This window comes from Streptosporangium longisporum (assembly GCF_039534895.1).
In the GTDB taxonomy this organism is placed as follows: Bacteria; Actinomycetota; Actinomycetes; order Streptosporangiales; family Streptosporangiaceae; genus Streptosporangium; species Streptosporangium longisporum.
Map to the genome: position 1 here is coordinate 18,943 of NZ_BAAAWD010000024.1, position 13,042 is coordinate 31,984.

The window sequence follows — 13,042 nt, forward strand, 5'->3', positions numbered from 1 at the left end:
CTGGGCCGCCTGGCCTGGGCCGCCTTGCCCGGGCCGTCCGGTCAGGCCTCTCCGCCGTCCCAGGCAAAGGCGCTCATCTGGGGGTCGAGGGGCGCGTCGACGAGCCGGTTGGCGAACGTGGAGATGGTGTAGGCCCCCACCCCGAGAACGACCTCGAGCGCGTTCCGCGCGGTGTGGCCGGCGTCGAGGAAGGCCCGCATCTCCTTCTCGTCCACGGCACCCTGGCGGTCCATGACCGCCAGGGTGAAGAGCCGTACCGCCTCCAGCCGCGTGTCGGCCAGGGGCGTCCGGGACCGTAGCGCCTCGACGACCTCCGGCGGGGCGTCCAGCCCGGCCAGCGTGGCGGTGTGGAGCGCCACGCAGACATGGCAACGGTTCCGGGTGGCGACCGTCAGGATGACGATCTCTCGTTCGAGCGGGCCGAGGGTGGACTGCTCGAACGACGCCGAGGCCGCCAGGAACCCCTTGAGCAGCTGCGGGGACCCGGCCATCAGGGCCACCGCCGAGGGAAGGTGACCGAACTTCCGCGTCACGCCCTCGACGGTGGGGCGGATCTCGGGCGGCGCGCTCTCGGCGGTGTGGGCGACGAAGACGTCGGAGGGCATGGGGACCTTCTCTCTGCGGGGCTCGCCGGGCGCCGGAGCCGGGGTCGGCGTCCGCACGCGCCAGAAACAGTCAACGTGGTTGTCCATACCGTAAACATGGTTGACCATTTTGGCAAGGCCGGGGCCGCGCACCACAACGGCCGTGAAGGGTTCCACCGGGCACCGCCGATTACCCTCGAAGGTGTCACCGATCGCGACAGGAGGCCCGACCGTGACGGACCGCAAACCGCCCGGGGTCAGCTTCGAGACGTGGATCGACCGGCAGATCCGCGAGGCCACCGAACGCGGGGAGTTCGACAACCTGCCGGGGGCCGGCAAGCCCCTCCCCGACGCGGGCAGACAGCCCGACGAGATGTGGTGGGTCAAGCAGAAGATGAGAGCGGAGAACCTGTCGTTCCCGCTTCCCGGGACGCTCGCGCTGCGCAAGGACGCCGAGGAGGCGCGGGCGGCCGCGGCGGACGCGCGGACGGAGGCCGAGGCGCGCCGGATCATCGAGGAGATCAACGGCCGGATCCGCGAGAGCCACGGCAGGACCCTGTCGGGCCCGCCGCTCCTCCAGCCGCTCTTCGACGTGGACGAGGTCGTCGCCGACTGGCGGGCCCGCCATCCCGTCGTGGAGAGACCGGCCCCCGAACCCCCTCCCCGGCGACGCTCCCTCCTGCGCCGGTTCATGCGCGGCTGACTCACCGGTTCGTGCGCGGCCGGCTCGCCCGTTCGTGCACGGCCGACTCACCGGCTCATACGCGGCCGGCTCGTGCGCGGCCGACTCCCCCGTCGGCTCATGCGCGGCCGGTCGGTCACGCGACCGGAATCCGGGCCCGGGGCACGCGACCGGCCGGGTGCCGGGAGGCGTCTCATCCATGGAATCGATCCCGGAAACCCCTGGACCGTCCCTTCCTCCAGCACCCCGCACCGACGGCTTCCGGAAATAACACCTGTTAAGAACATATTTCCTGCTTGACCGGAAAGACGGTCGTACAGCAACCTGGTGCAATCGATTCCGTAAAATCTGCAGATTGCTCCTCGCACCGACCCCCGGGAACCCCATGGACCGCGACGACGTCACCTGGCACGGCTACTGGCCAGCCGCCCCCACCCCCTTCACCGCCGACGGCGCGCTGGACGAGGGGGCCTGGCGGGCGCTGCTCCGGCTGTACGCCGCCCAGGGGGTGCACGGCGTCCTGGTCAACGGGAGCACCGGCGAGTGGTTCAGCCAGACGCCGGCCGAGCGCCGCCGCGTCACCGAGATCGCGGTACAAGAGGTCGCCGGCCGTTTTCCGGTGGTCGTCGGCGTCACCGCCTACACGCCCGGCGAGGTGATCGACCTCGCCCGGCACGCCGCCGAGACCGGCGCCGACGGCCTGCTCGCCACACCGCCTCCGTACGTGCATCCCGGCCCCGAGGAGATCGTGGCCTTCTACGACCGGGTCAGCTCGGCCACGGACCTGCCGTTCATGGTCTACAACTGGCCGCGCGGCGTCGCCGTCGACATCTCCGCCCATCCGGGGCTGACCGGACGGCTGGCCGACCTCGGCAACGTGGTCGCGATCAAGGACAGCACCGGCGACTGGATGAGGATGCTCGGCACGGTCGAGGCGGTCTGCGACCGTGTCCGGGTGTTCGGCAGCTTCCTGCACCGGCGCGGCCTCGCCGTCCTGCTGGAACTCGGCGGTGACGGCAACATCGACGGCGGCGGCGTCGGGGCGCCGTTCGCGGTCCCCTGCTACGAGGCGGTGGCGGCCGGCGACCGCGAGTCCGCCCGCGCCTGGGCCGACCGGTACGCGGTCCTGTCCGGCCGTCTCGTCGCTCCCGACTACAGCGGCGTGTACGGCTCCCCCATCGCCCAGCTCAAGGCCGCGATGTCCCTGCTCGGCCAGCCCGGGGGGCACGTGCGCCCGCCCCTGCTGCCGATCTCCGACCCGGGGACGCTCCGCGCGATCAGAACCGTACTGGAGGAGTCCGGCCTGGTCGCGGCACTGGAGGAGTCCGGTCCGGCCGCGCGGGAGTCCGGTCCGGCCGCGCGGAAGCCTGGTCCGGTCGCCGCGGTGGCGGCGACGCCCGGTGCCGGCGCGGCCCGCGAGGAGACCCCCGCGTGACGGGCTCGGCGGGCCGGGCAGGCTCGGCGGACCGGACGGGCCTGGCACCCGGACCAGGCTCGGCACGCGGAGCGAGTCCGGAGCGGGGAAAGGGCTCGGCGGACGGGACGGGGCCGGTGACCGCCAGGAGGGCGGCGATCGTGGTCGACGGGCGGGTGATCAGCGCCGTCGAGGGCGTCACCCTGGCCGCCGCCCTCGTGGGCGAGCGCCACTGGACGCTGGGCCGCAACCCGGTCGACGGCGCGCTCCGTGGGCCGTTCTGCGGGATGGGCGTGTGCTTCGAGTGCGAGGTGACCGTGGACGGCCGGGCCGGGGTCCGCGCCTGCCTCACCAGGATCCACCCGGGCATGCGGGTCGACACGGCCGCCCCCGCGGAGGGTTCCGATGGCGGCTGACGTCGACGGCGGGGTCGTGCGGCGGGACGTGGTGATCGTCGGGGGCGGCCCGGCCGGTCTGACCGCGGCGGCCCGGCTGGCCGCGTCCGGGCTGACCGTGACGATCCTGGACGAGCAACCCGAGCTGGGCGGCCAGTACTACCGGCGTCCCGCACCCGAGGTCGCGCGGGTGTGGGGAGACCACCGCCCCGAGGGCGGGCGGCTGATCGGCCGGGTGCGCGCGGCGGGCGTCGAGTGCCGCACCGGCCACCTGGTGTGGGGGGTGGCCGACGACGGGCGCACGCTGCTGGCGTCCGACGCGGCGGGCCGGGCGGTGCGGCTGCGCGGCCGGTACGTGATCCTGGCGACCGGGGCCTACGAGCGGGTGTTCCCCTTTCCCGGCTGGCGGCTTCCCGGCGTGACCACTCCCGGTTTCGCCCAGCATCTGGCCGCCGACCACACCTCGGTCGGCGACCGGGTGGTGCTGGCCGGTTCGGGTCCCTTCCTGCTGCCGGTCGCCTGCTCGCTGCTCGCCCTCGGGGTGACGGTCGCGGGGATCGCCGAGGTCGGCGCGCCGTACCGTCCGGGTCCGCGCGCGTCCGGCGCGCTGCTGCACCCGGCCCGGCTGCGCGAGCTCGCCGGGTACGCGGCGCGGCTCGCCCGCGCCCGGGTGCCGCTCTGGCAGAGGACCGTGGTGCTGCGCGCGGACGGCCGGGAGCGTGTCTCGTCGGTGACGCTGGCCTCGGCCACGACACCGGGACGCCCGATCCGCACCGTCGAGGTGGACGCGCTCTGCGTCGGGTACGGCTTCCGGCCGCAGACCGACCTCGCCCGCATGCTGGGCTGCGCGACCGGCACCGACGCCGTGACCGGGGAGGTGTCGCCGCTCACCGGCCCGGCCGGGCGTTCCTCGCGCGACGAGGTCTACGTCGTGGGCGAGGCCGCGAGCGTCGGCGGGGTGCACGCGGCCGTCGCCCGGGGCATGACCGCCGCCCACGACATCCTGGCCCGGGAACACGACACCCCGACCCGGGAACACGACACCCTGACCCGGGAACACGGCACCCTGACCCGGGAAGACGGCACGCCGACCCGGGAGCACGGCACCCTGGCCCGGGAGCACGGCGACACCCGCGGACACGACGACGCCGGAGGCCGCGGTGGCCCGAGCGCCCCGGCCCTCGGGAAGGGACGGGAGCCGGTTCCCGCCTCCGAGATCCGGCGGTGGGCCAGGGCACGGCGGCGGGCGGAACACTTCGCGGCCCTCACCGGCTCGATCTACCCGGGTCCCGCCCTGCTCCTGGACACGCTGGCCGCCTCCGTACCCGACGAGACCCCGGTCTGCCGGTGCGAGGCGATCACCGCGGGAGAGATCCGCGAGACCGCGGCCGCGCGTGCCGGGGGCGACCTGAACGCCACCAAGGCGTGGACCCGCGCCGGGATGGGTCCCTGCCAGGGCCGCGAGTGCGGCTTCGCGGTCTCCGCGCTGGTCAGGGCCACCCGGCCCGGGGAGACCGCGGACCGGCCGGTGGAGGCGTTCCCCTCCCGGACACCGGTCCGGCCCGTACCGGTGGCGACACTGCTGGAGATCGCGGAGAGCCGCGCCGGCAACGGCGCCACCGCCGACACTGACGGCAGCGGTGCCGGTTCCGGTATCGGCAGGGGCCTTCACGGCGGCGACGTCACCGGCACAGGCACCCGCGGCGACGTCATCGGAGACGACGAGGACACCGGCAAAGGCAGCGACAGGGACAGCGACGACGGGACGACGACGTGAGGACGTCGGACGTGGTGATCGTCGGCGCCGGGGTGCTGGGCGCCGCCACGGCGAGCCGGCTGGCACGCGACGGGCATCGGGTGACGGTGCTGGAACGCGGGGCCCCCGGCCGCGAGGGGTCGGGCACCACCGCGGGCAACCTGCACATGCAGGCCGTGCACACCCGCCGCCCGGGGCAGGCCGTACCGCTGGACAGCGCGCGGTTCCTGCCGTTGCAGCGGGCCGCCAGCGACCTGTGGGAGACCGTCGAGGACGAGCTGGAGACCTCCGTCGAGCTGCGCCGCAGCGGCGGGTTCACCATCGCCGAGACCGAGGCCCAGGTACGGGAACTGCACGACAAGCACGGCTGGGAGACCGCGGCCGGGATCGCGACCGAGGTCATGGACGGCGACGCGGCCCGTTCGGCGCTGCCGTCGCTGGGCCCGACCGTCGCCGCGGCCACCTGGTGCGGCCTCGACGGGTACGCCAACCCGTTGAAGGTCACCCCCGCCTACCTGGCCGACGCGGCGCGGCACGGGGCCCGGCTGGTGCCGTTCGCGCCGGTCACCGCGGTCACCCGGAGCGGCGGGACCTGGCGGGTCGAGGCGGGCGGGGAGGTCGTCCAGGCCCCGGTGGTCGTCGACGTCGCCGGTCCCTGGCTGGGCGGGATCGCGGCGATGGCCGGGATCGGGCTGCGGATGACACCGGTGGCGATCCAGATGCACGCCACCGTGCGCTCGGCCCCCGTCCTGCCGCACCTGGTCCAGCACATCGGCGAGGGCCTGTCGGTCAAGCAGGTCACCGCGGGCAACCTGCTGGTCGGCGGCGGCTGGCCGGCCAGGACCATGGACCTGGACGGCCGCAGCGAGGCGGGCGTGGACGGTCTGGTCGGCAACATGGCGCTCGCCGTGCGGATCCTGCCGTTCGTCAGGGACCTGCGGCTGCTGCGCATGTGGGCGGGACCGCTGGCGGCCACCCCCGACGAGATGCCGGTGATCGGCGAGGTGCCGGGCGCGCCGGGCTTCCTGGTGGCGGGCGGCACGTACTCCTTCACCTTCGCCCCCCTGTGGGGCGAGACGCTGCGCCACCTGGTCGCGGGGACGCCACCGCCGGTGAACGTCGCCGACCTGGGCCCGGACCGGCTGATGCGAGACCCGCTCGACCCGCTCGCCGCGAGCCCTCGCGGCGGCCGGAGCACCCGATGAAGGAGGACCAGGTGGAGAGTCTGCGCATGTTCGTCAACGGTCAGGCGATGTCGGGCGGCAGCCTGAACGACGCGCTGGCCGGGGCGAGGTTCCTCGGCCCGGCCGAGACCGCCCCCCGCTACCGGTTCTACTCGGTACGCGACGAGTTCCCCGGCCTGTCGCCCGTCCCCGACGGCGGGCACGCGGTGCCCGGCGAGCTGTACGAGGTGACCTACGAGATCCTGCGCGAGCGCCTGCTGCCGGGGGAACCGCCCGAGCTGGAGCTGGGGGTGATCGAACTGTCGGACGGGAGCGGGTCGCTCTGCATGCGGATGCGCGCCGAGGCGATCTCCGCGCCGGGAGTGACCGACATCAGCGAGGCCGGCGGCTGGCGGGCCCACCTCGGGCGGAGCTCCCGGTGAGGGCCTCGCTGGTGGTGCGCGGCGGCACCGTGGTGGAGGCCGGGTGGTCGGCGCGGGCGGACGTGTTCGTGGCGGGCGGCGTCGTCGTCGCCCTGGCCGAGCCGGGCACGCCCGCCCCCTCCGGCACCGTCGAGATCGACGCGGGCGGCGCGCTGGTGATGCCCGGCGGCGTCGACCCGCACTGCCACGTCGGCTTCACCTCCGGCGACTTCACCTCGCTGGACGACTACGCGCGGTGCACCACGGCGGCGGTGTTCGGCGGCACCACCACGATCGTGGACTTCGCGATCCCGCGCCCCGGCCAGAGGCCCGCCGACGTGGCATACGCCCAGCGGGCCAAGGCGTCGCAGGGACTGTGCGACAGCGCCCTGCACGCCTGCGTGGTGGAGTGGGACGCGACCGTGCCCGACCAGCTCGCCGCGCTGGTCGCCGACGGCATGCCGACGGTGAAGATGTTCACCACCTACCGCGGCGAGACCATGGCGAACGAGGACACGATCCTGCGGACCATGACGGTGCTGCGCGACCTGGGCGGCCTGGTGGTGATCCACTGCGAGGCCGACCACATCATCGGGGACGCCCAGGAGCGCTGCGCGGCCTCCGGCCGGATCGGCGCCGAGCACATGGCGGCGACCCGGCCGGAACTGGCCGAGACGGCGTCGGTGGCCGAGGTGCTGGCCATCGCCGAGTCGCTGCGCGCCCCGGTCTACTTCGTCCACCAGTCGACCGCGGAGGCGGTGGAGCTGGTGGCCGCCGCCAGGCGCCGCGGGGTGGCCGCCTTCACCGAGTCGGTCGCCCACCACCTGGTGCTGGACGACGGCCTGTACGGCGGGCCGGTTCCGGAGCGGTTCGTCTGCTGCCCTCCGCTGCGTCCCCGCGGCGCGGTCGACGCGCTGGCCCGCCACCTGTTCACCGGGGAGATCACCACGATCGGCAGCGACCACTGCTGCTACGACGTGGCGCAGAAGGAGTCGCGCCGCTCCGACGTGCGGGTCATGCCGAACGGGCTGCCCGGGGTGGAGACCAGGCTCCCGGTGATCTTCTCGGAGTTCGTCGCGGGACGCGGGCTGCCGGCCACCCGGTTCGTCGAGCTCACCGCGGCCAACCCCGCCCGGACGAACGGCCTCTATCCCCGCAAGGGCACGCTGATGCCGGGGGCGGACGCCGACATCGCGATCTGGGATCCCTCGGTGCGCTGGACGGTGACCTCCGGCGACCTGCACATGGCCACCGACTACACCCCGTACGAGGGCATGACGCTGACCGGGCGCCCGCGGACCGTGCTGGTGGGCGGGCGGGTGGTGGTGCACGACGGCATGCTCGCCGACGCGGCCCCGCGCGGGCGGCACATCGCGGCGGGACCGGTCACGCTGACCCCGTCCCTCCTCTGACCCTGCTGCGAGCCCGTCCCTGCTCTGAACCCGTTCTTGCTCCGAGCCCGTCGACGCCGCCGTTCCTCACCGGGGCGTCGCCCGGCCTTCGCCCTCCCCCACCGCCGTCCCGGCCGCGCCGCGGGCGGCGGTGACGAAGTCCGCGATGAGCCCGGCGTCCTTGACCCCGGGCGCGAGCTCCACCCCGCTCGACACGTCCACCCCCCACGGACGGGCGGCGGCGATCGCCCCGGCCACGTTCGACGGGTCCAGCCCTCCGGCCAGCATCCAGCGGCCCTGCGGGCGCCCGCGCACCGCCGACCAGTCCCACGGCTCCCCCGAACCGGGCCTGGGCGCGTCGACGATGAGCAGGTCCTCGTCGAAGGCGCCGCAGCGCAGGTCGGTGCCGGCCGCCCCGGCCCGGACCAGGGTGAGGCCCAGGTCCTTGAGCGCGGTGAAGTCCTCGTGCGGGTGGTCGCCGTGGAGCTGGATCCCGCGCACGCCCGCCTCCAGCGCGGCGGCGCGGACCTCCCCGGACGGCTCCCCGGCGAACACCGCCACGGTCAGCACGTGCTCCGGGACCGCCGAGGCCAGCTCCCGCGCCCGCGCGGGGGTGACCCGCCGCGAGCTCTTGGTGAGGACGAATCCGATGGCGTCGGCACCCGCCTCGACGGCGGCCGTCACATGTCCGGGCTCGCGGAGCCCGCAGATCTTCACGTACACCCTGTGTACGGTAGCCCGTCCCCCGTCCGCCCGCTCCCGCCGTCGTGACGGGCCGGGGTCGGCGCGGGAGGGGGTCACAGCGCGTTCAGGAACCTGGCGGCGAGCGGTGCCGCGACCTGTCCCCCGGCGCCGCCGTGCTCCACGAACACCGCGAAGGCCAGAAAGTCCCGGTACCCGATGAACCAGGCGTGGTCCTCGCCGCCCTCGACCTCGGCGGTGCCGGTCTTGCCCGCCGTACCCGCGGGCAGGCCTGCCTGGGCGGCCGTGCCGCGGGCGACCACGGCGTCCATCATCGTCCGCAGGCCCCCGGCCACGCCCTCGTCCAGCGGCACCGGCTGCGGCGAGTCCGCGGGAGGCCGCTCGGTCATGATGGCGGGCCTCCAGACACCGCTCGCCACCGCGGCGGCGGTCTCCGCCATGCAGAGCGGGCTGGCCTGTACGGAGTTCTGGCCGATGGCGTCGGACCCCAGCTCGTCGGGGGTCGTGTACGGCCGGATCCGGCAGGTGCTCAGTCCCGGCTTCTCCCGGAAGCCGAACCGGTCGGCGGCCTCCGCGCGCAACCGGTCGTCGCGCAGCCGCTCGTACGTCTGCTGGGCGAAGGTGGTGTTGCAGGACAGCGCGAAGGCCGTGCCGAGGGGGACGGTGCCGTGGTCGATCCCGTCGGAGTCGGTGAAGGGCCTGCCGTTCGGGAGGGTGTAGGAGGCCGGGCAGGCGACCGGTGAGTCCGGGCTCAGTCCGGAGCGCAGCAGCGCGGCGGCCGTCACCACCTTGAACGTCGATCCCGGGGGGTACAGGCCGTTGAAGGCCTTCCGGCCGCCCAGCGAGTCCGCCACCGCGCGCACCTGGCCCGTCCGGACGTCCACGGCCACGATCGCGGAGGGCCGCACGCTCCCGTCCAGGGCCCGGGCCGCGGCGGCCTGCACGGGCTGGGAGATCGTGGTCCTGGTCCCGGAGCGCTTCTCGGGCCGGGAGGACTGCAGCGTCCTGCCCGACGGCTCCTCCAGCAGCTTCACCTCGACGGCGATCCCGTCCAGGCCGGTGAAGTAGTCGCCCGCCCTGCTCTCCCGGGGGAACGGCCGTCCCTCGCGGGTGAGCGTGGCCGGGGTCCGGACCTCCCTCTCCTTCAGCCGCAGGCTCCCGCCGTCCCTGAGCGAGGGGTGCATCGTCTCCGGGGCCCAGAGCACCTTCCACGTCCCGTCGCGCAGCGCCAGACGCAGCACCGAGACGAAGGGCCACCGGCCCAGCCCGGTGACCTCCCGTACCCCGTTGAAGGACAGCTCGGCCGTCTCCGCCTCCTGCGCGCGCAGCTCACCCGCGGTGAGGGAGAGCGAGGTGACCCGCAGCTCGGTGTCGAACCGGCGGTGCCGGTCGGCGAAGTCGGCCGGGGGGTCGGCGACCAGGGCGGTCATGGCGGCCAGATCACCGGCCTGCCAGGCGGTGAGGTAGCCCCGCCCGGCCCACTCGGGTCCCTCCTGCGGGGCGGGCGTGACCGGGTTCGGCGTGAGCGGGGCCGGCGTGAGCGGGGTCGACGGGGGTGGGGCCGGCGAGAGCGGGGCAGCCGCCGCGGAGGACGGTGCCCCCTCGGCCTCCTCCGCCTCTCCGTTCTCCTCGGCGTCCCCGGCCGCGTCTTCGGCGGCCCCGGCCGCGTCGGCGGGCAGGGGACGGGGCGACGGGGAGGCCACGCCCCTGCCGGGAGCCGCCACCACCGCGTACGCACCGAAGATGACGATCATGACCGCTGACACGATCAGCGCGAGGAGCCGTCGATCCCGCATACCGTTTACTCCCCTGGGTTTCCACGGTTGCTCACCAGAGAAAAGATCGTAAAGGCGGGCGTCATGGCGAACCAGGCTTTTCCGGACATCGGTACCGGAGCGTAGCTTCGGCGTGCCCGGCCGTCCCCCGGCCTAGGACGGTCAGGGACGATGGGGGACGGCTGGGGACGCGACCCTCAGCGGAGGCCGTCGAAGAGGTCGTCCTCCTGGTCGGCCGCCCCGGGAACGTGGTTGATCACGCGGATGAACGCCTCGGTCCCCAGGACCTGCTGCTGCGCCTCGGGGGGCATGCGCAGCATGAAGATGCTGTCCCCCTGGCTCGCGTGCGCCTCCAGGGCCTTGCGCTTGCGCTCCACGTACGGCGCCACGTCGATCATCGCGGTGATCTGCTCCCGCGGGACCCCGAAGTCGTCGGGAAGCTCGAGCTCCTCGGACGGGACCCCGGCCGCGCGGAGGAGCTCGAACAGCTCGGCGATCCCCTCGCGGGGCACCGCGGTGTAGTACAGCTTGGCGGGGATCTTGCAGGCCTCGGTCGCGGCCATGGCGATCCGGTGCGCCTGGATGTGGTCGGGGTGGCCGTAGCCGCCGTTCTCGTCGTAGGTGACCACGACCTGCGGGCGGTAGTGCTTCATCAGCTCGGCCAGCCGCGCGGCGGCCCGCTCCACCGGGACGTTGGCGAAGGCGTCCTCGGCCTTGTTCCCGTCCCAGCCGTCCATGCCCGAGTCGCGGTAGCCGAGCAGTTCCACGTGCTCGATCCCCAGGTGGGCCACGGACGCGCGGAGCTCCTCCAGGCGCAGCGCGCTCACCGCCGCCTCGTCATGGCCCGGCTCGCCGGGCTTGACCCCGCCGGGGGCGTCCCCCTGCTCCCCGTTCGTGCAGGTGACCAGGACGGTGCGGACGCCCTCCTCGGCGTACCGGGCGAAGATCCCGCCCGTCCCGAGGACCTCGTCGTCAGGATGGGCGTGCACCGCCATCAAGGTCAACTTCTCGCTCATGATCTCCACCCGTTCGTTCGAGAAAGCGCTGCGGATCGGCCCACTCTACGGCGGCCCTCCGACAACCCCGGGCGGCAGGTGGAGCACCTGAACGACGACGGCCGGTCACACCCCGGCCGGGAGGCGCCGTTCCCGGTGAGGACGGGCCGGATCGGTGGCCGATGCCGGATGCGGCGACGACGCCCACCCGGGCGCCGCGCCGGCCGGGCACGGCCCGGGAAACCCCACCCGGCCGTCGGCGGCTCACCGTCAGTCGTCGATCGCCTGGTAGAGCGTGGTCCAGAAGTCGTGGATGACGTGAGCCGAATTCGGGACGGACATCCCGACCTGGGTGAGCAGGATCCCGGTGAGCCGGTTCTCCGGGTCGGCGTAGGTCGAGGTGCCGCTTCCGCCGTCCCAGCCGAACTGGCCGACGGGCGCGTAGTCACCGCGGTGGGTGCGCACCGCCATCCCGAAGCCCCAGCCGCCGTGCTGGCCCTGGCCGAACGACAGATGGACGTTGTTGACGGCCATGGCGTGCCGGGCGGCCTGCTGCTCGGCTGTGAGGCGGTTGGTGGTCATCAGCCGGACGGCGGGCCGGGACAGGATCCGTTCGCTCCCGTGCATCCCCTGGTTCAGCAGCATCCGGAAGTAGGCGTGGTAGTCGTCGGCGGTGGAGACCAGCCCGCCGCCGCTGCCCTGGAACGCCGGAGGGCTGCTCCAGCGTCCGCCCTCGGCCTCGTCCCACACGTGGAACTCGCCGCTCTGCGGGTCCGGGGCGTACAGGACCGGCAGCCGGTCGATCTTGTCGGCGGGCACGTGGAAGGCGGTGTCCTTCATGCCCAGCGGGTCGAGGACGCGTTCGCGCAGGAACGTCTCGAACGACCGGCCGGCGACCCTGGCCACCAGCACGCTGAGCACGTCGTGGCTGATCTGGTACTGCCAGTGCTCCCCGGGCTGGCGCATCAGCGGCAGTGTGCCCAGGCGGCGCATCCACTCGTCCGGCCCGGGCATCGGCTCCGGGAGATCGGGCGTGAGCCCCTGCTCGAAGATCGCTCCCATGATCGGGGCGCCCAGCGCCGTCATGTCCATGCCGAGCCCGAACGTGGAGGTCAGCAGGTCCCGTACGGTGATCGGCCGCCGCGCCGGCACGGTGTCGTCCAGCGGGCCGTCGATCCGCTTCAGCACCCGCCGGTCGGCCAGCTCGGGCAGCCACGGATCCACCGGGTCGTCCAGCCGCAGCCTGCACTCGTCCAGCAGGACCATCGCCGCCGCCATCGCGACCGGCTTGGACGTCGAGGCCATCCGGAAGATCGTGTCCCGGCGCATCGGCGCGCCACCGTCGTGGCGCATCGTCCCGATCGCTTCGACGTGCGTATGGTCGCCCCGGCCGACCAGGGCGACGAGCCCGGGGACCCTCCCGGAGTCGACGTGCCGCGTCAGCACCTCGCGCAGCCTGCGCAGCCCCGCTTCGGAGAAGCCGCCGTTGCCCTGTCCCATCATGAATCTCCTTGCGTACAGCGTTCGGTCCGCCGGGCCCGCCCCAGGCCTGGCGCTCGTGGCTTGGACGAGCGGCGCACGGGGTCGGGTCGAACTCGGTCACGAGATCCCCGGGCGGCGCCACCGGCGTCCACCGTCGTTCGGGAATCCCTGAACGTCTATGACGCTACATTGCGTTTATAAATTCGTCAACATAGAAGGGAGGGCATGACTTCCGCTTTATCTGGGGAATCGATCCGTCTTTGCAATGAGTGTGGAGCTGA

General features: G+C 73.9%; 12 protein-coding genes. 7 read left to right on the forward strand and 5 right to left on the reverse strand.

What is annotated here, in order from left to right; translation table 11 throughout:
• Window positions 1-41: 41 nt before the first annotated feature.
• Complete coding sequence (locus tag ABD832_RS36760; RefSeq protein WP_344905527.1) at window positions 42-692, reverse strand: carboxymuconolactone decarboxylase family protein; 651 nt, start codon at window positions 690-692, stop codon at window positions 42-44.
• Between the two features lie 124 nt (window positions 693-816).
• On the opposite strand from ABD832_RS36760, the gene ABD832_RS36765 reads away from it, so the two are divergent.
• The 7 genes from ABD832_RS36765 to hydA all read left to right on the forward strand — a co-directional run bounded on the left by ABD832_RS36765 (window position 817) and on the right by hydA (window position 7,828).
• The gene (locus ABD832_RS36765; RefSeq protein ID WP_344905531.1) at window positions 817-1,287 is read left to right on the forward strand and encodes a DnaJ family domain-containing protein; all 471 of its coding nucleotides are present in this window, start codon (window positions 817-819) and stop codon (window positions 1,285-1,287) included.
• Window positions 1,288-1,621: 334 nt separating this feature from the next.
• Window positions 1,622-2,701: a dihydrodipicolinate synthase family protein gene (locus ABD832_RS36770; RefSeq protein WP_344905534.1), complete on the forward strand. Its 1,080-nt coding sequence runs from the start codon at window positions 1,622-1,624 to the stop codon at window positions 2,699-2,701.
• Between the two features lie 116 nt (window positions 2,702-2,817).
• Complete coding sequence (locus tag ABD832_RS36775) at window positions 2,818-3,096, forward strand: (2Fe-2S)-binding protein (RefSeq protein WP_344905537.1); 279 nt, start codon at window positions 2,818-2,820, stop codon at window positions 3,094-3,096.
• Window positions 3,086-4,852, forward strand: a complete 1,767-nt coding sequence (locus ABD832_RS36780; protein ID WP_344905541.1) for an FAD-dependent oxidoreductase — start codon at window positions 3,086-3,088, stop codon at window positions 4,850-4,852. The genes ABD832_RS36775 and ABD832_RS36780 overlap by 11 nt, the downstream gene beginning before the upstream one ends.
• Entirely contained in the window at window positions 4,849-6,036 is a 1,188-nt protein-coding gene (locus tag ABD832_RS36785; protein WP_344905544.1) for an NAD(P)/FAD-dependent oxidoreductase, read from the forward strand. Before ABD832_RS36780 ends, ABD832_RS36785 begins: the two co-directional genes overlap by 4 nt.
• Before the next feature lie 11 nt (window positions 6,037-6,047).
• Window positions 6,048-6,437, forward strand: a complete 390-nt coding sequence (locus ABD832_RS36790; protein WP_344905547.1) for an allophanate hydrolase-related protein — start codon at window positions 6,048-6,050, stop codon at window positions 6,435-6,437.
• Complete coding sequence (gene hydA / locus ABD832_RS36795) at window positions 6,434-7,828, forward strand: dihydropyrimidinase (RefSeq protein ID WP_344905550.1); 1,395 nt, start codon at window positions 6,434-6,436, stop codon at window positions 7,826-7,828. Before ABD832_RS36790 ends, hydA begins: the two co-directional genes overlap by 4 nt.
• Window positions 7,829-7,894: 66 nt before the next feature.
• On the opposite strand, the gene ABD832_RS36800 is transcribed toward hydA, so the two are convergent.
• From ABD832_RS36800 to ABD832_RS36815, 4 genes are all read right to left on the reverse strand, one after another.
• On the reverse strand, window positions 7,895-8,530 hold the full coding sequence (locus ABD832_RS36800; protein WP_344905553.1) for a phosphoribosylanthranilate isomerase: 636 nt from the start codon (window positions 8,528-8,530) through the stop codon (window positions 7,895-7,897).
• A 74-nt stretch (window positions 8,531-8,604) separates the two neighbouring features.
• The gene (locus tag ABD832_RS36805) at window positions 8,605-10,305 is read right to left on the reverse strand and encodes a penicillin-binding transpeptidase domain-containing protein (protein ID WP_344905557.1); all 1,701 of its coding nucleotides are present in this window, start codon (window positions 10,303-10,305) and stop codon (window positions 8,605-8,607) included.
• Between the two features lie 176 nt (window positions 10,306-10,481).
• The gene (locus ABD832_RS36810; protein WP_344905560.1) at window positions 10,482-11,300 is read right to left on the reverse strand and encodes a PIG-L family deacetylase; all 819 of its coding nucleotides are present in this window, start codon (window positions 11,298-11,300) and stop codon (window positions 10,482-10,484) included.
• 249 nt (window positions 11,301-11,549) lie between these two features.
• Window positions 11,550-12,779, reverse strand: coding sequence for a serine hydrolase domain-containing protein (locus ABD832_RS36815; protein ID WP_344905819.1), 1,230 nt, complete (start codon window positions 12,777-12,779; stop codon window positions 11,550-11,552).
• Between the last annotated feature and the right edge of the window lie 263 nt (window positions 12,780-13,042).